This window comes from Sphingomonas cannabina, from assembly GCF_021391395.1.
GTDB classification, from domain to species: Bacteria; Pseudomonadota; Alphaproteobacteria; order Sphingomonadales; family Sphingomonadaceae; genus Sphingomonas; species Sphingomonas cannabina.
Window position 1 is genome coordinate 775,490 of the sequence record NZ_CP090059.1, and the last position, 25,782, is coordinate 801,271.

At 69.5% G+C, this 25,782-nt stretch carries 19 protein-coding genes; 16 read left to right on the forward strand and 3 right to left on the reverse strand.

The window, feature by feature from the left end:
* Window positions 1–40: 40 nt before the first annotated feature.
* Window positions 41–2,122, forward strand: a complete 2,082-nt coding sequence (locus LZK98_RS03835; protein WP_233785075.1) for a malate synthase G — start codon at window positions 41–43, stop codon at window positions 2,120–2,122.
* Between the two features lie 71 nt (window positions 2,123–2,193).
* Window positions 2,194–3,117, forward strand: a complete 924-nt coding sequence (locus LZK98_RS03840) for a bifunctional helix-turn-helix transcriptional regulator/GNAT family N-acetyltransferase (RefSeq protein ID WP_233785076.1) — start codon at window positions 2,194–2,196, stop codon at window positions 3,115–3,117.
* Window positions 3,118–3,174: 57 nt separating this feature from the next.
* On the opposite strand, the gene LZK98_RS03845 is transcribed toward LZK98_RS03840, so the two are convergent.
* Window positions 3,175–4,443: a M20/M25/M40 family metallo-hydrolase gene (locus LZK98_RS03845; RefSeq protein WP_233785078.1), complete on the reverse strand. Its 1,269-nt coding sequence runs from the start codon at window positions 4,441–4,443 to the stop codon at window positions 3,175–3,177.
* Entirely contained in the window at window positions 4,443–5,555 is a 1,113-nt protein-coding gene (locus LZK98_RS03850) for an S-(hydroxymethyl)glutathione dehydrogenase/class III alcohol dehydrogenase (protein ID WP_233785080.1), read from the reverse strand. The genes LZK98_RS03845 and LZK98_RS03850 overlap by 1 nt, the downstream gene beginning before the upstream one ends.
* Before the next feature lie 86 nt (window positions 5,556–5,641).
* Here LZK98_RS03850 and LZK98_RS03855 point away from each other — a divergent pair, with 86 nt between their 5' ends.
* Both LZK98_RS03855 and kynU read left to right on the forward strand, forming a co-directional pair.
* Entirely contained in the window at window positions 5,642–6,421 is a 780-nt protein-coding gene (locus LZK98_RS03855) for a tryptophan 2,3-dioxygenase (protein WP_233785082.1), read from the forward strand.
* A complete protein-coding gene (gene kynU, locus LZK98_RS03860; RefSeq protein ID WP_233785083.1) occupies window positions 6,418–7,638 on the forward strand; it encodes a kynureninase in 1,221 nt (406 codons plus the stop codon). The genes LZK98_RS03855 and kynU overlap by 4 nt, the downstream gene beginning before the upstream one ends.
* On the opposite strand, the gene LZK98_RS03865 is transcribed toward kynU, so the two are convergent.
* Window positions 7,635–9,389: a chloride channel protein gene (locus tag LZK98_RS03865; RefSeq protein WP_233785085.1), complete on the reverse strand. Its 1,755-nt coding sequence runs from the start codon at window positions 9,387–9,389 to the stop codon at window positions 7,635–7,637. The genes kynU and LZK98_RS03865 overlap by 4 nt on opposite strands.
* A gap of 76 nt (window positions 9,390–9,465) precedes the next feature.
* Here LZK98_RS03865 and LZK98_RS03870 point away from each other — a divergent pair, with 76 nt between their 5' ends.
* The 12 genes from LZK98_RS03870 to LZK98_RS03925 all read left to right on the forward strand — a co-directional run bounded on the left by LZK98_RS03870 (window position 9,466) and on the right by LZK98_RS03925 (window position 25,773).
* Window positions 9,466–9,876 carry a MarR family winged helix-turn-helix transcriptional regulator gene (locus LZK98_RS03870; RefSeq protein WP_233785087.1) on the forward strand — a complete coding sequence of 137 codons (411 nt, stop codon included), beginning with the start codon at window positions 9,466–9,468 and terminating at the stop codon, window positions 9,874–9,876.
* 104 nt (window positions 9,877–9,980) lie between these two features.
* Complete coding sequence (locus LZK98_RS03875) at window positions 9,981–10,292, forward strand: hypothetical protein (RefSeq protein ID WP_233785089.1); 312 nt, start codon at window positions 9,981–9,983, stop codon at window positions 10,290–10,292.
* Window positions 10,293–10,494: 202 nt separating this feature from the next.
* Window positions 10,495–11,076 carry an ANTAR domain-containing response regulator gene (locus tag LZK98_RS03880; protein WP_233785091.1) on the forward strand — a complete coding sequence of 194 codons (582 nt, stop codon included), beginning with the start codon at window positions 10,495–10,497 and terminating at the stop codon, window positions 11,074–11,076.
* On the forward strand, window positions 11,073–12,278 hold the full coding sequence (locus LZK98_RS03885; RefSeq protein ID WP_233785093.1) for a CmpA/NrtA family ABC transporter substrate-binding protein: 1,206 nt from the start codon (window positions 11,073–11,075) through the stop codon (window positions 12,276–12,278). The genes LZK98_RS03880 and LZK98_RS03885 overlap by 4 nt, the downstream gene beginning before the upstream one ends.
* A gap of 250 nt (window positions 12,279–12,528) precedes the next feature.
* A complete protein-coding gene (locus LZK98_RS03890) occupies window positions 12,529–13,767 on the forward strand; it encodes a nitrate/nitrite transporter (protein ID WP_233785094.1) in 1,239 nt (412 codons plus the stop codon).
* A gap of 11 nt (window positions 13,768–13,778) precedes the next feature.
* Window positions 13,779–14,984 carry an alginate export family protein gene (locus LZK98_RS03895; RefSeq protein WP_233785095.1) on the forward strand — a complete coding sequence of 402 codons (1,206 nt, stop codon included), beginning with the start codon at window positions 13,779–13,781 and terminating at the stop codon, window positions 14,982–14,984.
* Window positions 14,985–15,365: 381 nt separating this feature from the next.
* Window positions 15,366–17,879, forward strand: coding sequence for a nitrite reductase large subunit NirB (gene nirB / locus LZK98_RS03900; protein ID WP_233785096.1), 2,514 nt, complete (start codon window positions 15,366–15,368; stop codon window positions 17,877–17,879).
* Window positions 17,876–18,214 carry a nitrite reductase small subunit NirD gene (gene nirD / locus LZK98_RS03905; RefSeq protein ID WP_233785097.1) on the forward strand — a complete coding sequence of 113 codons (339 nt, stop codon included), beginning with the start codon at window positions 17,876–17,878 and terminating at the stop codon, window positions 18,212–18,214. Before nirB ends, nirD begins: the two co-directional genes overlap by 4 nt.
* A 154-nt stretch (window positions 18,215–18,368) precedes the next feature.
* Entirely contained in the window at window positions 18,369–20,960 is a 2,592-nt protein-coding gene (locus LZK98_RS03910) for a nitrate reductase (RefSeq protein WP_233785098.1), read from the forward strand.
* On the forward strand, window positions 20,953–21,744 hold the full coding sequence (cobA, locus tag LZK98_RS03915) for a uroporphyrinogen-III C-methyltransferase (protein WP_233785099.1): 792 nt from the start codon (window positions 20,953–20,955) through the stop codon (window positions 21,742–21,744). The genes LZK98_RS03910 and cobA overlap by 8 nt, the downstream gene beginning before the upstream one ends.
* A 60-nt stretch (window positions 21,745–21,804) precedes the next feature.
* Window positions 21,805–23,877 carry a putative bifunctional diguanylate cyclase/phosphodiesterase gene (locus LZK98_RS03920; protein WP_233785101.1) on the forward strand — a complete coding sequence of 691 codons (2,073 nt, stop codon included), beginning with the start codon at window positions 21,805–21,807 and terminating at the stop codon, window positions 23,875–23,877.
* 213 nt (window positions 23,878–24,090) lie between these two features.
* Window positions 24,091–25,773: a M28 family metallopeptidase gene (locus LZK98_RS03925; RefSeq protein WP_233785102.1), complete on the forward strand. Its 1,683-nt coding sequence runs from the start codon at window positions 24,091–24,093 to the stop codon at window positions 25,771–25,773.
* Window positions 25,774–25,782 lie beyond the last annotated feature (9 nt).

Genomic DNA, 25,782 nt, shown 5'->3' on the forward strand with positions numbered 1-25,782 from the left:
GCCTCCCCAGGCCCGTTCGTTCCGTTGGAGGCATTCTGCGATGACCTATGTTCCCCGCGCTGGCCTGTCGGTGGCCGCTCCCCTGGCCGCGTTCGTCGAGGAGCAGGTGCTGCCGCCGCTGGGGATCGCGGCGGAGGAATTCTGGTCGGGCACGGCGGCGATCTTCGAACGCTTCGTTCCGGAGAACCGGGAGCTGCTCGCCCGGCGCGACGCGCTGCAGGCGGCGATCGATACGCGCCTGGTGGAGGGCGGTGAGGCTGGCGAGGCGTTCCTCCGCGAGATCGGCTACCTCGTGCCCGAGCCGGCGCCGTTCACAATCGGCACGCGGAACGTCGATCCCGAGATCGCGACGATGGCCGGCCCGCAGCTCGTCGTGCCGGCGCTCAATGCCCGCTTCGTCCTCAACGCGGCCAACGCGCGCTGGGGCAGCCTCTACGACGCGCTCTACGGCACCGATGCGCTGCCCGGCGCAGCCAAGCCCGGTGGCTATGATGCCGAGCGCGGCACCCAGGTGATCGCCTATGCCCGCGAGTTCCTCGACAAGGCGGTGCCGCTCAAGTCGGGAAGCTGGAAGGATTTCATTAGCGGCGACCTCGACCTCGCCGACCCCGGCCAGTTCGTCGGCTCGAAGGGCGACGACCTCCTGTTCCGCCACAATGGCCTGCACATCGAGGTGGTGATCGACCGCACCCACCCGATCGGCAGGGACGATCCCGCCGGCATCGCCGACGTGCTGCTTGAGGCGGCGCTGACCACCATCGTCGACCTCGAGGATTCGATCGCCGCGGTCGATGCCGAGGACAAGGTGGCGGCCTATGCCAACTGGCTCGGGCTGATGCGTGGCGATCTCGAGGATACGTTCGAAAAGGGCGGAAAGACGATGACCCGCCGCCTGAACGGCGACCGCACCTACCAGCGCCCCAACGCCGACGACCTCGTGCTCCCTGGCCGCAGCCTTTTGTTCGTGCGCAACGTCGGCCACCTGATGACGACACCGGCGGTGAAGCTCCCCGACGGCGGCGAGGCGCCGGAGGGCATCCTCGACGCGATCATGACCAGCGCGATCGCGCTCCACGACCTCAAAGGGCTCGGCAAGCTGCGCAACAGCCGCGCCGGCTCGGTCTACATCGTCAAGCCCAAGATGCACGGCCCCGACGAGGTCGCCTTCACCGACCGCCTGTTCGACGCGGTCGAGGACCTGCTCGGCCTCGCCCGCCGCACGATCAAGGTCGGGGTGATGGACGAGGAGCGCCGCACCTCGGCCAATCTCGCCGCCTGCATCCGCGCGGTGAAGGACCGCATCGTCTTCATCAACACCGGCTTCCTCGACCGCACCGGCGACGAGATCCACACCTCGATGCACGCCGGCGCGGTGGTGCCCAAGGCCGAGATGAAGGGGACCGACTGGATCAAGGCCTATGAGGATCGCAATGTCCGCATCGGCCTCGCCTGCGGCCTCTCCGGCAAGGCGCAGATCGGCAAGGGCATGTGGGCCGCGCCCGACCGGATGGCGGACATGCTCGCGCAGAAGATCGCCCATCCGACGAGCGGCGCCAATACCGCCTGGGTGCCGAGCCCGACCGCGGCGACGCTGCACGCGCTCCACTACCACCAGATCGACGTCTTCGCCCGCCAGCGCGAGATCGCGGGCGAGCCGGTCCCCGCGCTCGGCAGGCTGCTGACCGTGCCGCTCGCCGGCGGCCGCAACTGGAGCGAGGCGGAGGTCGCGCGAGAGCTCGACAACAACGCCCAGGGCATCCTCGGCTATGTCGTGCGCTGGATCGACCAGGGCGTCGGCTGCTCCAAGGTGCCCGACATCGACGACGTCGGCCTGATGGAGGACCGCGCGACGCTGCGCATCAGTTCGCAGCACATCGCCAACTGGCTGCTGCACGGCGTGGCGACGCCGGAGCAGGTCGACGCGGCGCTCCGGCGCATGGCGGCGAAGGTCGACGCGCAGAACGCCGGCGACCCGCTCTACCGTCCGATGGCGGGCCATGAGGAGGAAAGCCTCGCCTTCCAGGCCGCCCGCGCGCTGGTCTTCGAGGGACTGACCCAGCCCAACGGCTACACCGAGCCGCTGCTGCACAGGTTCCGGGCGGCGGCGAAGGCGCGAGGGTGATCCCGCGCGGATAGGTGTTGACTCGATCAACATTCGTAGTGTTGACTGCATCAACACTACGGAGCCCGCGCATGACGCATCAGCACGAGAGCGCCGTCGCCGACCTGCGCGCATTCAACCGGCTCTACACCAGCCGGCTCGGCCTTCTCCACGCAAGGCTCGACGGCAGCCCGTTCACGCTGAGCGAGGCCCGGATCCTCTACGAACTCGCACACCGCACCGATCCGACGGCGGCGGAGATCGCACGGGCGCTGAACGTCGATCGCGCGCAGATGAGCCGCACGGTGAAGCGGCTAGCGACACGCGGGTTGGTGGCATCGCGCGAGGACCCGGCCCATGGCCGCCAGCAGCTGCTCTCACTCACGGAGGAGGGGAGCAAGGCGTTTGCCGCCCTGGAGGGAAACACGCGCGCCGCGATCGGTGCGCTGCTCGAAGGGCTGCCGCAAACCCGTCGGCGGCGCCTGCTTTCGGCGGCTGCTACCATTACCCGCATCTTCGAGGCCGAGACCGCACCGGCAGTGACACTGCGCGATTTGAGGCCCGGCGACATGGGCCTGGTCATCGCGCGGCAGGCGATCCTCTATGCGGAGGAATATGGCTGGAACAGCGACTATGAAGCCCTGGTCGCGCGCATCCTCGCCGATTTCCACCAGTCGTTCGATCCCGCCCGCGACGCCGCCTGGATCGCGGAGATCGACGGCCGGATGGCCGGATCGATCTTCCTCGTGCGCGGGGACGAGCCGGGCGTGGCCAAGCTGCGCCTGCTGTACGTCGAGCCCGACGCGCGCGGCGCCGGCGTCGGCAAGATGCTGGTGGCGGCCTGCATCGAGCGGGCACGGGCGCTCGGATACCAGCGGCTGGACCTGTGGACCAACAGCGTCCTCGCGGCGGCCCGCAGCATTTACGTGCGTGCCGGCTTCACGCTGGTCGAGGAGGCACCGCACCATTCCTTCGGCAAGGACCTGATCGGGCAGACCTGGTCGCTCGCCCTTTGACATCATTCGCGCCTGCTTCGGCGTGGAATCATCCTGCGGTCAGCGATGGCAACGGCCTCACGGCGCCATTCCCGCCGCGCCGATCAGGGCGAGCAGCCCGACCGACAGTCCGCGCACGCTTTCCGGCTTGGCGACGTCGATCCATTCATCGGGCGCATGGGCGCGTCCGCCGCTGCCGCCGGAGCCGATCGTCACCGCCGGAATGCCGAGGCTCATCGGCAGGTTGGCGTCGGTCGAGGAGGCGTCGAACTCCGGCGCATAGCCGAACGCCTGCACCGCCGCCGCGGTGGCCCTCACCAGCGGATCGCCGGCCGGCGTGGCGCCGGCGGGGCGGTCGCCGATCACCTCCGGCTCGGCGGTGATCTTGCCGACGCGGGTCGAGCGCGCGGCGTTCTCGGCATCGACCGCGGCCTTGACGATGCCGAGGAAACGCTTCTCCAGCGCCGCCAGCGCCTTCGCGCTCTCCGAGCGCATGTCGACGTCGACGAACACCTCGTCGGGAATGGCGTTGACCGAGGTGCCGCCGCCGGTGACGCTCGCCGAGTAGGTGGTGCGCGGGCTCGCCGGCAGCTTGATCCGGTAGAGCTCGCTCACCGCGCCGGCCATCGCTGCCATCGGATTGACGATCCCGAACGCGCCGTAGCTGTGCCCGCCCGGCCCCTTGAAGGTGACGCGGTAGCGCTTCGACCCCACCCCCGCGCGCGTGACCCGCGCCGTGCCGCTGCCGTCGACCGAGAAGAAGGCGCCGATCCGCCCCTTCATCGGCCCCTTGGTGAACAGATAGCGGACGCCGCGCAGGTCGCCGCGCCCTTCCTCGCCGACGTCGGCCACGAACAGGATCGGCGCGCGCGTCCTGATCCCGCCGGCATCGAGGGCGCGGGCATAGGCGAGCAGCGCCGCGAGCCCGCGCGTGTCGTCGCCGACGCCCGGCGCGGCGAGGCGGGTGCCCTGGCGCTTCACCTTCACGTCGGTGCCTTCGGGAAACACGGTATCGAGGTGCGCGGAGATCACGACCAGCTTGGCACCTGGATCGGTACCAGGACGCAGGCCGAGGACATTGCCCTCGGCGTCGATCGTCACGTCCTGAAGGCCGACCGCGCGGAACTTCTCCGCCATCGCCTTGGCGCGTTCGGCTTCCTTGAACGGCGGCGCCGGGATTTCGGTGATCTCGACGATCTCCGCGACGAACCGGTCATGGCCCCGATCGAGGTCGGCGATCGCCGCCTTGAACGGCGCGCTCGCCCGGATGCGAGCGACGTCGGCTTCGGGCGTCTGGGCGGCGGCAGGCGCGGCGGCGACCAGCGCCGCGAGGACGAGCACCCGCATCAATAGACCACCACCGACCGGATGCTCTCGCCGGCATGCATCAGGTCGAAGCCCTTGTTGATCTCGTCGAGGTTCAGGAAATGGGTGATCATCGGGTCGATCGCGATCCTGCCGTTCATGTACCAGTCGACGATCTTCGGCACGTCGGTCCGTCCCTTGGCGCCGCCGAACGCGGTGCCCTTCCACACCCGGCCGGTGACGAGCTGGAACGGGCGGGTCGCGATCTCCTTGCCCGCCTCGGCCACGCCGATGATGATGCTTTCCCCCCAGCCGCGGTGGCAGCATTCGAGCGCGGTGCGCATCACCTCGGTGTTGCCGGTGGCGTCGAAGCTGTAGTCCGCACCGCCGTCGGTCAGCGCGAGCACCTCGGCGATCACCTCCTCACGGCTCTTGCCCTTGCCGTCGATGAAGTGGGTCATGCCGAACCGGCGGCCCCATTCCTCGCGGTCGGGATTGATGTCGACGCCGACGATCACGTCCGCGCCGACCATCTTCGCGCCCTGGATCACGTTGAGCCCGATGCCGCCCAGGCCGAACACCACGACCTTGTCGCCGACCTGCACCTTTGCCGTGTTGACCACCGCGCCCACGCCGGTGGTGACGCCGCAGCCGATGTAGCAGCTCGTCTGGAACGGCGCGTCCTCGCGGATCTTCGCCACCGCGATCTCGGGCAGCACGGTGAAGTTCGAGAAGGTCGAGCAGCCCATGTAATGGAAGATCGGCTGCCCCTTGTAGCTGAACCGGCTGGTGCCGTCGGGCATCAGCCCCTTGCCCTGCGTCGCGCGGATCGCGGTGCACAGGTTGGTCTTGCCGGAAAGGCACGACTTACACTGGCGGCATTCCGGCGTGTAGAGCGGGATCACATGATCGCCCGGCTTCACGCTGGTCACGCCCGCACCGACCTCACGCACGATACCGGCGCCCTCATGTCCCAGGATCGACGGGAAGATGCCCTCGCTGTCGAACCCGTCCAGCGTATAGGCGTCGGTATGGCAGATGCCGGTCGCCATGATCTCGACCAGCACCTCGCCGGCCTTGGGCCCGTCCAGGTCGACCTCGACGATCTCGAGCGGCTTCTTCGCCTCGAAGGCGACGGCGGCGCGGGTCTTCATATCCTCTCCCTTCGGGCTGACGGAATTGCGGTAGAAGAAAGGACAGCCCTTCGACAAGCTCGGGGCGAACGGAGTAGGGGAGGCGCATGTCCAAAATCACCTACCGCAGCTATCTCCGCCTGCCCGAGCTGCTCGATCTCCAGACGCCGCTCAGCGACGCGCACGACGAGCTGCTGTTCATCTCGATCCACCAGGCATCGGAGATCTGGCTCAAGCTCTGCCTCCACGAGCTGCGCGCCGCGCGCGAGCGGATCGTCGCCGACGACCTCGCCCCGGCCTTCAAGATGATGAGCCGCGTCGCCCGCGTGCAGTCGCAGCTCATCCAGTCGTGGGAGGTGCTCGCGACGATGACCCCCGCCGACTACACAAGGATGCGGGGGAAGCTCGGCACCTCCTCGGGTTTCCAGTCGGACCAGTATCGCCATGTCGAGTTCCTGCTCGGCAACAAGAAGCCCGAGATGGTCGATATCCACGAGAGCGAGCCCACGGTCGCGGCGGCGCTTCGCACGGAGCTGGAACGGCCGAGCCTCTACGACGAATCGATCCGCCTGCTCGCCCGGCGCGGCTTCGACGTCCCGACGGAACGCGACTGGACCCAGCCCTATGTCGCCTCAGAGGCGGTCGAGCGCGCCTGGGCGGCCGTCTATGCCGATCCCGACCGCCATTGGGACCTCTACGAGCTCGCCGAGAAGCTGGTCGACCTCGAATATCACGTCCAGCTCTGGCGCTTCGGCCATCTCAAGACCGTCGAGCGGGTGATCGGCTTCAAGACCGGCACCGGCGGCACCGCGGGCGTCGCCTATCTCGCGAACGTGCTGAAGGAAGGCTTCTTCCCCGAGCTGCTCAGCGTGCGGACGCGGCTGTGACGCGGGACGAGGCGCGGGCGCTCGACGCCGCCGACCCGCTGCGCCGGCTTCGCGAGCGGTTCGCACTGCCGGAGGGCGTGATCTACCTCGACGGCAACTCGCTCGGCGCGTTGCCCCGGGCGACTCCGGCGCGAATGGCGGAGACGGTCGAGCGCGAATGGGGCGAGGGGCTGATCCGCAGCTGGAACGACGCCGGCTGGATCGATGCGCCGACCCGCGTCGCTGCGAAGATCGCCCCGCTGATCGGCGCGAAGCCGGACGAGGTAGTCGTCGCCGATTCGACATCGGTCAATCTCTACAAGCTGCTGATGGCGGCGCTCGCCGCGCGGCCGGGACGGCGGGTGATCGTGACCGAGCCGGGCAATTTCCCCACCGACCTCTACATGGCCCAGGGCATCGCCGCCGGGGGCCAGGTCGAGGTGCGCACGGCTCCACGCGACCGCATCATCGAGGCGATCGACGAGACGGTGGCGGTGGTGATGCTGACCCACGTCCACTACCGCACCGCCGAGATGTTCGACATGGCCGCGGTGACGACGGCGGCCCAAGGGGCGGGCGCGCTGATGCTGTGGGACCTCAGCCACAGCGCCGGCGCGGTACCGGTCGATCTCGGCGCGGCGAACGCCGATCTCGCGGTCGGCTGCGGCTACAAATACCTCAACGGCGGTCCCGGCGCGCCGGCCTTCCTCTACGTCGCCGAGCGGCACCAGGCGCTGCTAACCTCGCCGCTCACCGGCTGGATGGGCCATGCCGCGCCGTTCGAGTTCGGCGATGACTATGCCCCCTGCCCGACGATGCGCCGCTGGCTGTGCGGCACCCCGCCGATCCTCGGGCTGGCGGCGCTGGAAGCGGGACTGGCGACGTTTGACGGCGTCGATCCCACGGCCCTTTACGCCAAGGGCCAGGCGCTCGCCGACCTGTTCGTCGCCGAGGTCGAGGCTAAATGCCCCGGTCTGACGCTGGCCTCGCCCCGCGAGCGCACCCAGCGTGGTAGCCATATCTCCTTCGCCCACACCGACGGCTTCCCTGTAATGGCGGCGCTGATCGCGCGCGGCGTGATCGGCGACTTCCGCGGCCCCGACCTGCTGCGTTTCGGCTTCACCCCGCTCTACACCAGCTTCGAGGAGGTCTGGCGCGCCGCCGACATCCTCGCCGACCTGCTTGCGAGCGGGGCCTGGGACGACGAACGCTACCGCGCTCGCGGCAAGGTAACTTAGCTCCGCACCCGCTCCAGCTCCGCCCGGCGGCGGACGCTGCGTGCCTTGAGAAGATCGTGGCGGGAAAGGATGCCGACAACGCGCCGATCCTCGCCCTCGACGATCGGGATGCGCCCGACCCCTGTCTCCACCATCAGGTCGGCGACCTCCCCGATCGGTGTGTGGCGGAAGGCGAAGGGCTGCGACGCGTCCGACAGCACGTCGGCGATCGGCGCCTGGAGGTTGCCGCCGTCCACCTGCCAGCGCAGCGCATCGGATCGCGAGGCGAGCCCGATCAGCCGTCCCTCCGCGTCGACCACCGGATAGCTGCGATGCTCGGCCCGCTCGGTGAAGAAGGTCGCCGCATCACGCACCGACATCGCGCCCGGCAAGGTCGCCGGCTCCGGCGTCATGATCTGCTCGGCCTGGAGGAAATCGAGCGGGTCGACCGTATATTCCTGCAGGATGTGCCGCCCGCGCCGCGCGATCTTCTCGGTCAGGATCGAGCGGCGCATCACCAGCACGCTCACCGCATAGGCGCCGACTGACGCGGCGATCGTATGCGGCAGCGCGCCGAAATGCCCGGTGAGCTCGACCGCGAACAGCGCGCCGGTCAGCGGCGCCCGCATCGCGCCGCTCATGATCCCCGCCATGCCGATCATCGCCCAGAATCCCGGCGGCCCCGGCAGGAAGCAGCCGACCAGATAGCCGAGCGCCCCGCCCAGGATCAGCAATGGCGCCAGCACGCCGCCCGAGGTGCCCGATCCCAGCGCGATCAGCCACACCAGCGCCTTCACCACCAGCAGCGCTAGCACCACGCGGATCGCCAGCGACCCGTCGAGCAGCGCCTGGATGTTGCCGTATCCCGCCCCCAGCACATGCGCGTCGATCAGCCCGCCGATCCCCACCGCCACCGCGCCGATCGCTGGCCACCACATCCAGTGCACCGGCAGCCGGTGGAACGCATCCTCGATCCGGTAGAGCAGCGCGGACAGCAGCGACGCCTCCAGCCCCACCAGCGCCCCCAGCCCCAGCGCCGCCGCGCTCCACCACCACGCCTCAGCCTCGACGATCGGGAAGGGGAACAGCGGCCCGACCCCCAGCAGCAGCGGCCGCCAGGCGAGCGCGGCGAGCACCGCCACCACCACCGGCACGAAGCTGCGCGGCTTCCATTCGAACAGCAGCACCTCCACCGCGAGCAGCACCGCCGCCACCGGCGTCGCGAAGATGCCGGTCATTCCGGCCGCCGCGCCCGCGACGAGCAGCGTCTTGCGCTCGGCGGCGCTGAGGCGGAAGCGCTGCGCGAACAGCGATCCGATCGCGCCGCCGGTCATGATGATCGGCCCTTCCGCGCCGAACGGCCCGCCGCTGCCGATCGACACCGCCGACGACAGCGGCTTGAGCAGCGCCACCTTGGGCGACAGCCGGCTCTCGCCATAGAGGATCGCCTCGATCGCCTCGGGAATGCCGTGCCCCCGGATCTTCTCCGACCCGAACCGCGCCATAAGCCCGATGATCAGGCTGCCGATCACCGGGATGACGACGACCAGGACGCCCACCGAACTGTCGGTGATTTCGACCGGCGCGGTCGAAAGGCGCATGAACCAGAACAGGTTGGTCGCCACCGCGATCAGCTTGAGCAGCACCCACGCCCCGAACGCGCCCCCGGTGCCGACGACGATCGCGGCCGCCGCGAGCATCAGCATCCGCCGATCGGCGCTGTGATCGGCGAGATGACGGGGATTGACGGCACGCTCTGCGGACGCGGACATGACCTCGGACCGGTTTTGAGGGAAGACGCGGGCCAGATATATCGCATCGCGATATATTTCAATCGATGAGGTGCCGATGACGACGAGGCGCAAGTTGACCGATGCCGACTACGCGGCGCTTGCCGATTTCCGCCACCTGCTCCGCGAATTCCTCGCGTTCAGCGAAGGGCGCGCCGCGGAGTGGGGCCTGACGCCGCAGCAGCATCAGGCGCTGCTCGCGATTCGCGGAGCGGGGAGCGGGGAGGTGACGATCGGCTACCTCGCCGACCGGCTGATCCTGAAACCGCACAGCGCGACCGGCCTCGTCGACCGGCTCGAGGCGCTGGGGCTGGTCCGCCGCGAAGCCTCTCCCGCCGATCGCCGCCGCGCATTGATCGCGCTGACGCCCAAGGCGCAGGACCTGCTCGAACGCCTCTCCGCGACGCATCGCGAGGAGATCATCCGCCTCAAGCCGATGCTCGCCGGATTCCTCGATCGATTCGGCTAGCTTGCTATTTTAGTTGCATTTTTCTCGAAATCGGAGTATGACAATCACCGAGGCCGCAAGGCCCGAGAAGCCCGTAAAGACACGGCGGCCTCAGGAGAGGTCGCATGAACATTATTTTCGCAGTCATAGAGACACTTGGCCTGATATTGGGCAGCATGGCGGTCGGCGTCGTCCTGTGCGCGCTGCTCTGCGCCATCTTCCGGCGAGTCCATCATCCCGAATGGGGCGCGATCGCGCTGTTCGTCGCCGTCGCCGGGGCTTTTGTGGCTGCGCTTCCGCAGGGCATGTTCCTGCGCCTGACGCTGATCTTCGCTCTCCTTGCCGCTATTCCCTTCGGTCTGGCCGGTCTCTCCTGGCGCAAGCGCTGGCACGAGGAACATCGCGCCGCGCCCGGCTTCCCCGAACGCGTCGCCTGACCTTCATTCATAGCTTCCGTCATCCCGGCGAAAGCCGGGATCTCGTGCCGCATCGCGTTTCCGCCTGAGATCCCGGCGTTCAGGGCGCCCATCAAAGTAATACTTTGATGGGACCCTCGCCGGGATGGCGATCGAGATCGGCCGTTGACCGGCCACCCCCGCTCCATGCATGGGACACACCCGTGCCTGGGAAAGCTCTGCCGTGCGGATCGTGATCGTCGATGACAGCGGCCTGCGTGCGAGCGTGCTCGAGGAGGGGCTGCGCGACGCCGGCTATGACGACATCCATGTCGTGCCGCCGCAGGGCGCCTTCGTCGCCAAGATCGAGCGGATGGCCCCCGACGTCGTGCTGATGGACCTCGGCAGCCCGAGTCGCGACACGCTGGAGGAAATGCTGGCGGTGAGCCGCGCGCTGGCGCGGCCGATCGCCATGTTCGTCGACCAGTCGGACGATGCGATGATCGGCGCCGCGATCGACGCCGGCGTCTCTGCCTATGTCGTCGACGGCCTGCGCAAGGAGCGGGTCAAGCCGATCCTCGACCTCGCCATCCGCCGCTTCAACGCCTTCGCCCGGATGCAGGCCGAGCTCGACGAGGCGCGCACCGCGCTCGCCGACCGCAAGACCATCGACCGCGCCAAGACGATCCTGATGGAGACCCGCGGCCTCGCCGAGCCCGACGCCTATGCGCTGCTGCGCACCACCGCGATGAACCAGAACAAGCGCATCGTCGACGTGGCGGAGGCGCTGATCACCGCGCACAGCCTGCTGGGAGGGCAGCCATGACCCCGCTCGCCATCGCCTTCCTCCCCCTCACCGACAGCGCGCCGATCATCGTCGCGCACGCCAAGGGCTTCGCCGAGAAGCACGGCATCGACCTCACGCTCACGCGCACCACCTCCTGGGCGACGCTGCGCGACCGGCTGGTCTACGGCCAGGTCCAGGCGGCGCACATGCTCGCCCCGCTCGCGATCGCGGTGACATTGGGCCTCAGCCAGCACCGCGCCGCGCTCGCCGCGCCGTTCAAGCTCAACCTCAACGGCAACGCGCTGGTGATGGGCAGCGAGTTCACCGCCGCGCTCGATCCCGATCCCGTCCAGCGCGTCCGCGATCCCGAGGCGACCGCGCATGACTTCGCCAACGCGATCGGCCTCTACCGCCGCAAGCCGGTGATCGGTATCGTCCACCGCTTCTCCAGCCACGCGCTGATGCTGCGCTACTGGCTCGCCTATGCCGGCATCGACCCGGACCGCGACGTCAGCCTGCGCGTGCTGCCGCCCTCGCTGATGGCGGAGGCGCTGCGTCTCGGCGAGATCGACGGCTTCACCGCGGGCGAGCCATGGAACAGCGTCGCGGTGGCGGAAGGGCTGGGTGAGATCATCGCCGTCGGCGTCAACATCTGGCGCCGCGGCGTCGAGAAGGTGCTGGCGACCCGCGCCGACTGGCTGGAGGCGAATCCCGAGACGGTCGACCGCCTGCTCCTCGCGCTCGCCGAGGCGGCGGCGTGGTGCGACGATCCCGCCAATCGCGAGGAGCTCGCCGCGCTGCTCGAGCGGCCCGAGCATGTCGGCCAGAGCGCCGAGTTGATCACCGCCGCGCTTGCCGGCCGAATCGTACTGCACTGCGGCGATGCCCCGGTGGATACGCCCGACTTCATGCTGTTCCACCGCGAGGCGGCGGGCTTCCCGTGGCGCAGCCAGGCGCTGTGGATCTATTCGCAGCTCGTGCGCTGGGGGATGGTGAAGCCGAGCGCCGCGAACGAGCGCCAGGCGGCGGAAGTGTTCCGCTCCGACATCTACCGTCGCGCGCTCGGCGGCGCCGGCCAGCCGATGCCGGGCGCCAGCATGAAGGTGGAAGGCGCCCTCGCCGCGCCGCTGCCGGTCGGCGCCCATCAGGGCGCGCTGACGTTGGGCCCGGACCGCTTCTTCGACGGGGCGGTGTTCGATCCGGCGGATATCGAAGGGTATCTGGCGCGGTTCAGGCGATAAAAAGCCCCTCCCCGTGCCGGGGAGGAGCTTTGCTGCTCCGCAATGAAATTTTTGCACTTGCGAAATATGACGAAATGAGGAAGCTTTAGCCTCGGACGCGCGACGCTGCGCGCCGAGACATGCGGAAGGGCCCCAGCGTCGGGCGCACCTCCGCCAACACGAATCAGCAAAGCCGCTGTCCCGCCGCTGCCGATGCGCAGCCGGCAGGAAGCGGCTTTTTTCATGTCCACGCGCAAGAAGCGAGGGTTCCATGGCCACGACATTCTGGGACAGCGCCAAGTCCGGCGAAAAAAGCGATTTCTGGAAAGCGGGGCACAAGCCCACGCTGATCGCCGCCTTCCTCTATTTCGATCTCGCCTTCATGGTGTGGGTGCTGCTCGGCCCGCTCGCGCCCGAGATCGCCAAGACCCTCCACCTGACCCCCGCCGAGAAGGGGCTGATGGTGGCGACGCCGACGCTCGCCGGCGCGGTGCTGCGGCTGGTCAACGGCCTGCTCGTCGACCGAATCGGCCCCAAGCGCTCCGGCGCGATCAGCCAGCTCATCGTCATCGCCGGCCTGTTCGCCGCCTGGCTGCTCGGCGTGAACAGCTTCGCCGGCACGCTGGCGCTCGGCGTGATCCTGGGCTTCGCCGGAGCGAGCTTCGCGATCGCGCTGCCGCTCGCCAGCCGCTGGTACCCGCCCGAGCACCAAGGCAAGGCGATGGGCCTCGCCGGCATGGGCAATTCGGGCACCGTGCTCGCCGCGCTGTTCGCGCCCACCCTCGCCAAGCTGTTCGGCTGGAACGCGGTGCTGGGGCTCGCCTGCATCCCGCTCGCGCTGGTGTTCGCCGCCTATATGATCCTGGCCAAGGACGCCCCCAACGCGCCGCCCGCCAAGCCGATCGCCGCCTATCTCCAGCCGCTGAAGACCGCCGACGCCTGGTGGCTGATGGGCTTCTATTCGGTCACCTTCGGCGGCTTCGTCGGGCTCGCCGCGTCGCTGCCGATCTACTTCACCGACCGGTTCGGCCTCACCACCGTGATGGCCGGCTATGCCACCGCCGCCTGCGTGTTCGCTGGCTCGCTGATCCGACCGATCGGCGGCGCGCTGGCGGATGCGATCGGCGGAGTGAAGACGCTGACCGTGGTATTCGCCGTCGCGGCGCTCGCCCTCGCCGGCGTCAGCGCCGCCCCTGGCGTCGCCAGCGCACTGACGACCTTCGTGGTGGCGATGCTCGCGCTAGGCGCAGGCAACGGCGCGGTGTTCCAGCTCGTGCCGCAGCGTTTTCGCGAGGAGATCGGGGTGATGACCGGCCTCGTCGGCATGGCGGGGGGGATCGGCGGCTTCTATCTCGCTTCGTCGCTGGGGTTCGCCAAGCAGTTCGCCGGCAGCTACCAGCCCGGTTTCCTGATCTTCGCCGGCCTCGCGTTGCTCGCGCTCGCAGGGTTGACCTGGGTCAAGGGCACGTGGCGTGCGACCTGGAGCCTCGGCTCCGCCGCTCGCATCTAAAGGGGGTATCGATGCGGAAGATCGTCGTAACGGCGGCCGCGCTGGCCGCCGCAGGGCCGGCTTATGCGCAGGAAATCACCCTGAAACCGCTGGCCGAGGCGCGGCTGCGCTACGAACAGGTCGATCAGGACGACCTCGCCGACGACAGCGGCGCGCTGACCGCCCGCGTCCGCACCGGCGTCTCCGCCACCAGCGGCGGCTGGAGCGCGCTGGTCGAGGCGCAGGGCACGCTCTCGATCGCCGGCGACCATTATGACGGGCTGCACGGCGCCGCGACGCGGCCGCTGATCAACGATCCGCAGGATATCGCGCTCTACCGCGCGCAGCTCCAATATCGCTCGCCCGCGCTCACCCTCACCGCCGGCCGGCAGCGCATCACCCTCGACGACGAGCGTTTCGTCGGCGCCGCGGACTTCCGCCAGAACGGCCAGACCTTCGACGCGGTGCGTGCCGAATGGACGCCGCTCAAGGGTCTCAAGGCCGATGTCAGCTATGCCTGGAGCGTGCGCACCATCTGGGGCGTCGACGGCCATGACGCGCGCCAGCAGGCGGTGTCGGGCGACAATGTCTTCGCCAACCTCGGCTATGCGACGCCGCTCGGAACGCTGACCGGCTTCGCCTATCTCGTCGACCAGGACGAGGCCGCGGTGCAGGGTTTCCGCCTGTCGAGCCAGACCTATGGCGCCCGCCTCGCCGGCTCGCGACCGCTGGCGAAGGACGTGAAGCTGTTCTGGCAGGCGAGCTATGCCACCCAGGCCGACTATCACCACAACCCGAACGACTATCGCGCCGACTATTACCTGATCGACGCGACCCTCGGCATCGGCGGGTGGAAGCTCGGCGGCGGCTACGAGGTGCTGGGTGCCGACAAGGGCGTCGCGCTCACCTCGTTCCAGGCGCCGCTCGGCTCGGTGTTCAAGTTCCAGGGCTGGGCCGACAAGCTGGTGACTACCCCCCCGGACGGTGTGCGCGATCTTTATGGCAACCTCGGCCATAGCTGGAAGGGGCTGGGCCCGTTCACCGCGGTATCGCTCCAGGCCGTCTATCATCATTTCGGCAGCGATCGGCTCGTCCGTCATTACGGCGACGAGATCGACCTGCTCGCGAGCGGCAAGCTCGGCAAGACGACGCTGTCGGTGCGCTACGCCGACTATCAGGCCAAACGCTTCGCCGCCGACACCAGCAAGCTGTGGCTGCAAGTGGACTGGGCGCTGTAAAAAGCTCCTCCCCGGCACGGGGAGGGGGACCGCCGGCCGGAGGCCGGTGGTGGAGGGGGCCCTCCGCCGAAGATATCGCTTGTGGCGGGGCCCCCTCCACCAAGCCGCTTCGCGTCTTGGTCCTCCTCCCCACCGGGGAGGAGCTTGTCCGAATGCTGCGTCGCAAAATTTCCTCTTGAACCTACGCCTCCGAATCAGCATCATGCACGGACTCGGGCAAGGTGGCCCGAACGGGACATAGCTGCCGCTCCCATCGACGGGATCCGGCGGCGCATCGGCCGGCTTCGACGCCGGCCAGGGTGAATTGGCAAGGTCGCCATGCGAGCGCCGGAATTTCCGGCGGCTCGCATGGCGGCCTTTTCGCGTTCTGGAGCTTGGCACATGGACTTTACGGGCGACGGCTGGACGGCGGAGGCAGCGGACGAATCCGCCGGCGTGCCGGCGCGACGCGAGCGGCTGGTGGTGGTCGGCAACGGCATGGCCGGCTGCCGTGCGATCGAGGAGCTGCTGGCGCGCGACGCGGGCCGCTACCAGGTGACGATCTTCGGCGCCGAGCCTCGCGTCAACTACAACCGCATCATGCTCTCCCCCGTGCTCGCGGGCGAGAAGAGCTTCGACGACATCGTCATCAACGGCCATGATTGGTACCGCGACAACGGCATCGAGCTGATCGCCGGCGATCCCGTCGCGGCAATCGATCGCGTGGGCAGGACCGTCACCTCCCGCGCCGGCCGTACCGTCGCCTACGACAGGCTGCTGATCGCGACTGGCTCCGATCCCTTCATCATCCCGGTGCCGGGCAAGGACCTGCCCGGCGTGATCAGCTTCCGCGACATGAACGACGTCGACGCGATGCTCGCCGCGGCGGACAAGGGCGGCGACGCGGTGGTGATCGGCGGTGGCCTGCTCGGCCTCGAAGCGGCGCACGGCCTCAGCCTCAGGGGCATGAAGGTCACCGTGCTCCACCTCATGTCGACGCTGATGGAACGCCAGCTCGACGAAGCCGCCGGCTGGCTGCTCAAGTCGGCGCTGGAGGCGCGCGGTCAGACCATCCTCACCGGCGCCGACACCGCCGAGATCGTCGGCACCGACGCGGTCGAGGGCGTGCGGTTGAAGGACGGCCGCACCATCCCGGCGAGCCTGGTGGTGATGGCGGTCGGCATCCGCCCCAACGTCGCGCTCGCCCGCGATTGCGGGCTGGAGGTCGGCCGCGGCATCAAGGTCGACGACCATATGGTCACCTCCGACCCGGCGATCCTCGCGGTCGGCGAATGCGTCGAGCACGACGGGCAGGTCTACGGCTTGGTCGCTCCCCTCTGGGAGATGTGCCGCGCCCTTGCCGACGGGCTGACGGGCAAGCCGACCGGCTACAGGGGCTCGGTCACCTCGACCAAGCTCAAGGTCTCCGGCATCGACGTCTTTTCCGCCGGCGACTTCGCGGGCGGCGACGGCGCCGAGGACATCGTGCTCCGCGACGCCAGCCGCGGCGTCTACAAGCGCGTCGTGGTCAAGGACGACCGCATCGTCGGCGCCGTCCTCTACGGCGACACTGCCGACGGCAGCTGGTATTTCGACCTCTTGAAGAAGCGCGAGGACATCTCGGACCTGCGCGACTTCCTCATCTTCGGCCAGGCCTATGCCTCGGGAGGTGGGCAGGCGGACCCTAAGGCGGCCGTTGCGGCGCTCTCGGACGATGCCGAGATCTGCGGCTGCAACGGCGTCAGCAAGGGCCAGGTGGTCGCCTGCATCGAGGGCGGAGCGTGCAGCCTCGACGCCGTTCGCGCCGGGTGCAAGGCATCGGCAAGCTGCGGCTCCTGCACCGGCCTCGTCGAGAATCTGCTCGCGATCACCCTCGGCGATGCGGTCGAGGCGGGGCCCAAGACGCTCTGCAAATGCACCAGCTTCGGCCACGACGACGTCCGGCGGGAGATCGTCGCGCAGGCGATGAAGTCGATCCCCGAGGTGATGCAGAAGCTCCATTGGTCGACCCCCGACGGCTGCTCCTCCTGCCGCCCGGCGCTCAACTACTATCTGCTCTGCGCCTGGCCCGGCGAGTATCAGGACGACCAGCAGAGCCGCTTCGTCAACGAGCGGATGCACGCCAACATCCAGAAGGACGGCACCTATTCGGTGGTCCCGCGCATGTGGGGCGGCCTCACCAACCCTCGCGAGCTGCGCGCGATCGCCGACGTCGTCGAGAAATACAACGCGCCGATGGTCAAGGTGACGGGCGGCCAGCGCCTCGACATCTTCGGAATCAGGAAGGAGGACCTGCCCGCGGTCTGGGCCGATCTCAATGCCGCCGGCATGGTCTCCGGCCACGCCTACGGCAAGTCGCTGCGCACCGTGAAGACCTGCGTCGGCTCCGAATGGTGCCGCTTCGGCACGCAGGATTCGACCGGGCTGGGGGTGAAGATCGAGCGGATGAGCTGGGGCTCATGGATGCCCCACAAGTTCAAGATCGCGGTGTCCGGCTGCCCCAGGAACTGCGCCGAGGCGACGATCAAGGACTTCGGCGTGGTCTGCGTCGATTCGGGCTACGAGCTCCACGTCGGCGGCAACGGCGGGATCAAGGTCCGCGCCACCGATCTGCTGTGCAAGGTCGCGACCGAGCAGGAGGCGCTCGATTACTGCGCCGCCTTCATCCAGCTCTACCGGGAGGAGGCGCGTTACCTCGAACGCACCGCGCCGTGGATCGAGCGCATCGGCCTCGACTATATCAAGTCGCGCATCGTCGAGGACGACGAGGGCCGCCGGGCGCTCACCGAGCGCTTCCTCCATTCCCAGCGCTTCAGCCAGGACGATCCCTGGGCCGAGCGCGCCGCCGGCCAGGCCCGCGAGCAACACGCGCACATGGCGGCGTTCAAACCCATCCGCGAGGAGGAACTGGCATGATCGGCGAATGGCTCGACATCGGCTGGCTGCACGAGATCCCGCTGCGCGGCGCGCGCACCGTGCCGGTCGACGGCGGCGAGGAGATCGCGGTGTTCCGCACCGGCGACGACAAGGTGTTCGCGCTGGTCAACCGCTGCCCGCACAAGCGCGGCCCGCTCAGCCAGGGGATCATCCACGGCCACAGCGTCGCCTGTCCGCTGCACAACTGGACCATCGCCCTGGCGACCGGCGAGGCGCAGGGATCGGACAAAGGCTGCACCCCGACGATCCCCGTCAAGATCGACGCCGGCCGCGTCCTCATCTGCCGCACCGGCGCGCTGAAGGCGGCGGCGTGAAGGAAGCCCCCCAGATCCTCCCCGGCACGGGGAGGGGGACCATTCGCGCCAGCGAATGGTGGAGGGGGCCCTCCGCCACGGATTCGCTTGCCGAGGCCCCCCTCCACCAAGCCGCTGCGCGGCTCGGTCCCCCTCCCCGTGCCGGGGAGGATCTATGACCGTCCGCACCACCTGCGCCTATTGCGGCGTCGGCTGCGGCATCCTCGCCACCCCGACCGGCGAGCGTTCGGTCGCGATCAAGGGCGACCCCGATCACCCCGCCAACCACGGCCGCCTCTGCTCCAAGGGCACCCATCTCGGCGAGACGGTCGGCCTCGAGGGCCGCCTGCTCCACCCGATGATCGGCAAGCGCCGCGCGAGCTGGGACAAGGCACTCGATCTCGTCGCCCGCCGCTTCCGCGCCGCGATCGCCGAGCACGGCCCGAACAGCGTCGCCTTCTACGTCTCGGGCCAGCTGCTGACCGAGGACTATTACGTCGCCAACAAGCTGATGAAGGGCTTCATCGGCACCGCCAACATCGACACCAACTCGCGCCTGTGCATGTCGAGCGCGGTCGCCGGCCATAACCGCGCGTTCGGCGAGGATATCGTGCCGGCGAGCTATGCCGACCTCGACGCGGCCGACCTGATCGTGCTGGTCGGCTCCAACACCGCCTGGTGCCACCCGATCGTCTACCAGCGCATCCAGGCCGCCCGCGCCGCCCGCGGCACCAGGCTGGTGGTGATCGACCCCCGCCGCACCGAGACGTGCGAGGACGCCGACCTCCACCTCGCCATCCGCCCGGGCAGCGACGTCGCGCTGATGAACGGCCTGCTCGCCCATTGCCGCGCGGAGGGCCTCATCGACGAAGCCTTCCTCGCCGCGAGCGTGACGGTGCCCGACGGTTTCTGGGAAACGATAGGAGAGGGGAGCGACCTGTGGTCGGTCGCGCGCACCTGCGACGTGCCGCCGGCCGACCTCAGGCGCTTCTACGACCTGTTCGCGGCGCATCCCCGGACGGTCACGATGTTCAGCCAGGGCGTCAACCAGTCGCTGACCGGCACCGATCAGGTCAATGCGATCCTCAACCTCCACCTCGCCACCGGCCGCATCGGCAAGCCGGGCGCCGCGCCCTTCTCGATCACCGGCCAGCCCAACGCGATGGGCGGCCGCGAGGTCGGCGGCCTCGCCTCGACGCTCGCCGCGCACATGGATTTCGCGCCCGAGAACGTCGCCCGCGTCGCCCGCTTCTGGGCCGCGCCGAGCATGGCGACCAAGCCCGGCCTCAAGGCCGTCGACCTGTTCCGCGCGGTGGGGGAAGGCCGGATCAAGGCGCTGTGGATCATGGCGACCAACCCGGCGGTATCGCTCCCCGACGCCGGTCGCGTGCGCGAGGCGCTGGCGGCGTGCCCATTCGTCGTGGTGTCGGACGTGATCGCCGACACCGACACCAGCGCCCACGCCCATGTCCGCCTCCCCGCCGCCGCCTGGGGCGAGAAGGACGGCACCGTCACCAACTCGGAGCGCCGCGTCAGCCGCCAGCGCCCGCTGTTCCCGCCGCCCGGCGAGGCGAAACCCGACTGGTGGATCGTCAAGGAGGTCGCCCGCCGCATGGGCTGGGGCACCGCCTTCGCCTACGACCGCCCGGCCGAGATCTTCCGCGAGCACGCCCGCCTCTCGGCCTACGGCAACGACGGCCACCGCCTGTTCAACCTCAAGGGCCACGCCCCGATCGGCAACCAGGCCTATGACGAGATGGCGCCCTTCACCTGGGGCGGCACGCCCTTCGCCGACGGCCGCTTCCCCACGCCCGACGGCCGCGCCCGCCTGATCCCCGTCCGCCAGACCTCGCTGCCGGCCCCGCTCGCGCGCTGGCCGCTGACGCTCAACACCGGCCGCTACCGCGATCACTGGCACACGATGACGCGCACCGGTTTGAGTCCCAAGCTCGCCCGCCACCGCGAGGAGCCGCTGGTCGAGGTCCACCCCGACGATGCCGCCGCGCTCGGCCTGACCGACGGCGGCCTCGCGCGCGTCGCCACTCCGCAAGGGGAAAGCCTGTTCCGCGTGACGCTCAGCACCGGCCAGCGTCGCGGCGAGCTGTTCACCCCGATCCACTGGACCGACCGCCAGTCGACCGGCGGCCGCACCGGCCTGCTGCCGCGCCCGCTCACCGATCCGCATTCGGGCCAGCCCGGCTTCAAGTCGACCCCCGCCTCGATCGCGCCGGTAGCGGTCGACTGGCGCGGCTTCCTGCTTGCCGACGGCGACATCCGTCCGCCCGACTGCCTCTGGGCAACGCGCGTCCGTGTCCCCGGCGGCCTGCTCTATGAGCTGGCCGGCAGCGGCGAGCCCGACCGGCTCGACGCCGTGCTGCCGAAGGGCGAGCGGATCGAGGCGCTCGACAACTCGCGCGGCACCCGCCGGATCGCCGTCCTGCAGGGGGGCAGGCTCGCCGCCGCGCTGTTCGTGACGCGTACCGGCTTGCTCCCTTCCCGCGACTGGCTGATCGCCCAGATCGGCGAGGCGGCTGCCGGCCCCGCCTTGCTCGCCGGCGCACCGCCGGGCGCGGCCCCGGATCGCGGGCCGATCGTGTGCCTGTGCTTCGACGTCGGGCTCAAGACCATCGTCGACGCGATCGTCGGCCAGCGCCTGACCAGCGTCGAGGCGGTCGGCGCGGCGCTGTCGGCGGGCACCAACTGCGGCTCGTGCCGCCCCGCCATCCGCCGTCTGATCGAGGAGGAAAGGACCACCGCCCATGGCTGACGAGGACTTCATGCCCGGCGAGGTCTGGCTGGTCGGCGCCGGTCCCGGCGACCCCGAGCTGCTGACGCGCAAGGCCGAGCGCCTGCTCCGCACCGCCAGCGTGGTGTTCCACGACGCGCTGGTCGGCCCCGGCGTATTGGATCTCATCCCCGCCCATGTCCGTCGCGTCCCTGTCGGCAAGCGCTCGGGCCGTCACTCGCAGGGCCAGGACGCGATCAACCGCCTGCTGGTCGACGCCGCACTGGCCGGCGAGCGCGTCGTCCGCCTGAAGGGCGGCGACCCCGCCATGTTCGGCCGCGCCGCCGAGGAGATGGCGGCGCTCGCCGCATCCGGCATCCGCGCGCGCATCTGCCCCGGCGTCACCGCCGCCAGCGCCGCCGCGGCATCGGCCGGCATCTCGCTGTCGCTGCGCGGCCTCGCCCGCCGCGTCCAGTTCGTCACCGCCCATGCCCGCGCCGGCGAGCCGCTCGATCTCGACTGGCGGGCGCTCGCCGACCCCGGCGCCACCACCGCCTTCTACATGGGCCGCTCGGCCGCGCCCGACATCAGCCGCAACCTGATCGCCGCCGGCCTCGACCCCGCCACGCCGGTGCTGGTCGCCTGCGACGTCAGCCTGCCCCACGAGCGCCGCCTGCGCACCCGCCTCGACCTGCTCCCGCTCGCCGTCCGCGCGCTGGCCGACGACCGCCCGACGCTGATCCTGGTCGGCGAGGCGGTCGCGCAGGCGGACGAAGCGGCGCCCGCCCGTGCCGGCGCAGATACCGGTTTCTTTACGGGGTCGTAACCAGCCAGCGCGCACAGGGTAGGTTGATAGCTCCTCCCGATCGCTTCCAGGCTGAAATCGATGATCAAGGTCGCACTGTGCATCGCCACCGAACATGACCCGTGGCTGGTGGCGCTCGCGGTCGCGATCTGCTGCGCGGGGGCATTCGCGATCGTGCAGATGTGCGAGCGGTCGAGCCATGCGCCGGGCCTCCAGCGCCTCGGTTGGGCCTTCCTCACCGCGATCGCGGCCGGCGCCACCATCTGGTGCACCCATTTCGTCGCGATGCTGGCGTTCGAGGCGGGCGCGCCCGTCACGCTCGATCCGGTGCTGACGATCTCCTCGCTGGTGGTGGCGGTGGCCGGCTCGTTCGCCGCGATCTACCTGGCGACGCGCGAGCGGACCGCGCTCCAGGGCGCGCTCGGCGGTGCGGGGTTCGGGGGCGCCATCTCGGCGATGCACTATACCGGCATGGCCGCCTATCGCGTCGATGGGCTGGTGACATGGGACCTCACCTATGTCGCGGTGTCGATCGTCTGCGCCTCCGCCTTCTCCGCCGCTGCGATGGCGGTGCTCGGATCGGACCGGATCGGCCGCCATCGGCTGGCGATCGCCACCGCATTGATCGTGGTGGCGATCGCGACGCTGCACTTCGTCGCGATGACGGCGATGAGCGTCACCCCCCTCGTCCTGAGCGACACGCCGCTCGACGCTCGCGAGGTGCGGGCGCTCGCCTGGGCGACGGCGATGGTCGGGATGATGGTGATCTCCGCCAGCGTGTTCGCGTGGCTGATCGATCGCCAGACGCGGTCGGATGCGATGCGCAAGCTCACCCATATGGCGCTCAATGACGCGTTGACCGGTCTTCCCAACCGCGTCGCCTTCCAGGCCGAGATCCAGCGCGAGGTCGAGATCGCACGCGCCACCGGCGGCCGGCTCGGGGTGCTCGCGATCGACCTCGACCGGTTCAAGGAGATCAACGACGTCCACGGCCACAAGGCGGGGGACGAGGTGCTCATTCGGCTCGCGGCGCGGCTGCGCGAGGCACTCGGCCCGGGCGACATGGTGGCGCGCCTCGGCGGCGACGAGTTCGTCGCGCTGACCCGCTTCGCCGACCGTGCCCAGCTCACCGCGCTGGCGGACAGGCTCGACGCCACGCTGAAGACGCCGCTGACCGTCGGCCATTTCGAGGCGCGGCTCGGCGCCAGCATCGGCATCGCCATCTATCCCCATGACGGGGACGACGCCGAGATGCTCGCCAACAACGCCGATCTCGCCATGTACCGCGCCAAGAGCGAAGGGGCACCGGCGCCCTGTTATTATGATTCCGAGCTCGACGACGTCATCCGCGACCGCCGCGAGATCGCGAACGACTTGCGTCGCGCGATCGACCGCAACGAGCTCGAGGTCCACTACCAGGTCCAGGCCTCGGTCGCGAGCGGCGAGGTGACCGGCTACGAGGCGCTGCTGCGCTGGACGCATCCGACACGCGGGTCGATCCCGCCGTCGACCTTCATCCCGATCGCCGAGGAGAACGGCTTCATCCTGGCGCTCGGCGAATGGGTGCTGCGGCGCGCCTGCATGGACGCGACCGCCTGGGATCATCGATCCAAGGTGGCGGTGAACGTCTCGCCGCTCCAACTCGCCCACGCCAATCTGCCGCGGCTGTTCCACCAGGTGCTGCTCGAGACCGGCCTGCCGCCGCGCCGGCTCGAGATCGAGCTCACCGAGACCGCGATCGTCGCCGATCGCGCGCGGGCGCTCCATGTGCTGCGCCAGATCAAGGCGCTCGGCGTCGGCGTGGCGCTCGACGATTTCGGCACCGGCTATTCCTCGCTCGAGACGCTGCGCGCCTTCCCGTTCGACAAGATCAAGCTCGACCGCTTCTTCGCGGCAGAGCTGGCCGGCAGCCCGCAATCGACCGCGATCCTCCGCGCGGTGCTGGCGCTCGGCAAGAGCCTGTCGATCCCGGTGCTGGCGGAAGGGATCGAGACGCAGGAACAGTTCGAGGTGCTGGCGCACGAGGGCTGCGACGAGGTCCAGGGCTTCCTGCTCGGCCATCCCGGCGTGATGACGGGCGAGAACCCGTCGCCGCTCGCGGACGCCCTGGAGTCGATTCCGCCTGCGCAGGCCCCGCAGTCGACTGCCGCTTAGGGCGGATCGACATTTGAGGGGATGGCTGACATCCCAACCCTCCTCACCGTCACCCCGGCACAAGGCCGGGGTGACGACTGGAAACCGGGTCACGGAAGATCCGCAACTCAAAACCAACTGCCCCTAGGGGCCTGCGCCACCACTGAATTGCGCAGCCTGCCATGGTGCTGCTAGGCCACTGTGGTCAGACGCTTTTCCCCGAGGGGTCCCCCTTTGCGTACGCTTCCCATCCTCCTCGCCGCGCTCGCGGCCGGCACCGGCGCTCTCGCCCAGACCGCTCCGGAACCCGCCCCCGCCACCAAACAGCTCTCGGCCGAGGAGACGGCGCGGCGCAACGCCATCCTCTACGCCGATCTGCCTCCGGCCGAGGCGGCGATGAAGGCGCACGTCATGTTCCTCGCCTCGGACGAGATGCGCGGCCGCGACGCCGGCAGCCCGGAGTTCGACATCGCCGCGCAATATGTCGCCTCGCAATTCTATGCGGCGGGCCTCAAGCCGGCCGGCGACAGCGGCGGCTTCCTCCAGCGGGTGCCGCTGATCAGCGTCAAGCCGGCGGACAAGGGCAGCTTCGTCTGGACGCCGAAGACCGGCCCCGCGGCGACGCTCGAGTTCGGCAAGGATTATATCCCGACCACCAACCCGGCAAAGCTCAATACCTTGGTCGAGGCGCCGATCGCCTTCGCCGGCTACGGTATCGTCGATCCGACGGCCAAGCGCGACGACTATGCCGGCATCGACGTGCGCGGCAAGATCGTGCTCCTGCTGAACGGCGCCCCCGCCAGCTTCCCGCCGGAGCTGCGCGCGCACTTCAGCAGCCCTGCCACCAAGGCGGTGATCGCCGAGGCCAAGGGCGCGGTCGGCGTGATCGGCGTCGACGCCGGCAGCGGCCGCGGCGGTTTCGAGCGCACGGCGGGTTTCTTCGATCGCCCGCGCATCACGTGGGCGCATCCCGACGGCACGGGCTTCAATCCCTCGCCCCGGGCGCCGATGCTGGGCCTGATCAGCCCGGCGTTCGCCCAGCGCCTGTTCGCCAATCGCTGGGCCGAGGTCGCCAAGGGCGCGCAATCGAGCGAGACGCGCTTCAAGCCCTTCCTGCTACCTGGCACGCTCAAGGCCGCGATCAACACCGCGGTCACCCCGCTGCCGAGCTGGAACGTCGCCGGCCTGCTCCCGGGCAGCGATCCGAAGCTTAGGGACGAGGTCGTCGTCTTCTCCGCCCATCTCGACCATGTCGGTGTCGGCCGTGCGGTCGACGGCGACACCATCTACAACGGCGCCGAGGACAATGCCGTCGGCATCGCCGCGCTGATCGAGGAGGCGAAGCGCTTCAAGGACTCGGGCAAGCCGCCGCGCCGCTCGATCCTGTTCCTCGCGGTGACGGCGGAGGAGAAGGGGCTCGTCGGCGCCGATTATTTCGCCCACTACCCGACGGTCGAGAAGGACCGGCTGGTCGCCGACGTCAACCTCGACATGCCGCTGATCACCTACAAGTTCGAGGACGTAATCGCATTCGGCGCCGACCATTCGACGCTGGGCCCACTGGTGCAGCGCGCGGCCCAATCGATGGGCGTCGCGCTCAGCCCCGATCCGATGCCGGACGAGGGCTTCTTCGTCCGCTCCGATCATTACCGCTTCGTGCAGCAGGGCATCCCGAGCGTGTTCCTGTGGCCGGGCTATGCCGGCGGCGGCAAGGCGGCCTATGAGGACTTCCTCGCCAACCGCTACCACAAGCCGCAGGACGAGCCCTGGCACCCGTCGCTCGACTGGGCGCAGGGCGTGCGCTTCGTCGACATCAACTACCGCATCGCCCGCGAGATCGCCGACGCCGACGAGCGCCCGCGGTGGAACAAGGGCGACTTCTTCGGCCTGCTCTATGATGGGTACGGGGCGAAGTAGTCCCGACCG

Bases quoted from the DNA above. Each gene is read 5' to 3' on its own strand.
- LZK98_RS03835 (WP_233785075.1), top strand. From the start codon at position 41: ATGACCTATGTTCCCCGCGCTGGCCTGTCGGTGGCCGCTCCCCTGGCC.
- LZK98_RS03840 (WP_233785076.1), top strand. From the start codon at position 2,194: ATGACGCATCAGCACGAGAGCGCCGTCGCCGACCTGCGCGCATTCAAC.
- LZK98_RS03845 (WP_233785078.1), bottom strand. From the start codon at position 4,443: ATGCGGGTGCTCGTCCTCGCGGCGCTGGTCGCCGCCGCGCCTGCCGCC.
- LZK98_RS03850 (WP_233785080.1), bottom strand. From the start codon at position 5,555: ATGAAGACCCGCGCCGCCGTCGCCTTCGAGGCGAAGAAGCCGCTCGAG.
- LZK98_RS03855 (WP_233785082.1), top strand. From the start codon at position 5,642: ATGTCCAAAATCACCTACCGCAGCTATCTCCGCCTGCCCGAGCTGCTC.
- LZK98_RS03865 (WP_233785085.1), bottom strand. From the start codon at position 9,389: ATGTCCGCGTCCGCAGAGCGTGCCGTCAATCCCCGTCATCTCGCCGAT.
- LZK98_RS03870 (WP_233785087.1), top strand. From the start codon at position 9,466: ATGACGACGAGGCGCAAGTTGACCGATGCCGACTACGCGGCGCTTGCC.
- LZK98_RS03875 (WP_233785089.1), top strand. From the start codon at position 9,981: ATGAACATTATTTTCGCAGTCATAGAGACACTTGGCCTGATATTGGGC.
- LZK98_RS03885 (WP_233785093.1), top strand. From the start codon at position 11,073: ATGACCCCGCTCGCCATCGCCTTCCTCCCCCTCACCGACAGCGCGCCG.
- LZK98_RS03890 (WP_233785094.1), top strand. From the start codon at position 12,529: ATGGCCACGACATTCTGGGACAGCGCCAAGTCCGGCGAAAAAAGCGAT.
- LZK98_RS03895 (WP_233785095.1), top strand. From the start codon at position 13,779: ATGCGGAAGATCGTCGTAACGGCGGCCGCGCTGGCCGCCGCAGGGCCG.
- nirB (WP_233785096.1), top strand. From the start codon at position 15,366: ATGGACTTTACGGGCGACGGCTGGACGGCGGAGGCAGCGGACGAATCC.
- nirD (WP_233785097.1), top strand. From the start codon at position 17,876: ATGATCGGCGAATGGCTCGACATCGGCTGGCTGCACGAGATCCCGCTG.
- LZK98_RS03910 (WP_233785098.1), top strand. From the start codon at position 18,369: ATGACCGTCCGCACCACCTGCGCCTATTGCGGCGTCGGCTGCGGCATC.
- cobA (WP_233785099.1), top strand. From the start codon at position 20,953: ATGGCTGACGAGGACTTCATGCCCGGCGAGGTCTGGCTGGTCGGCGCC.
- LZK98_RS03920 (WP_233785101.1), top strand. From the start codon at position 21,805: ATGATCAAGGTCGCACTGTGCATCGCCACCGAACATGACCCGTGGCTG.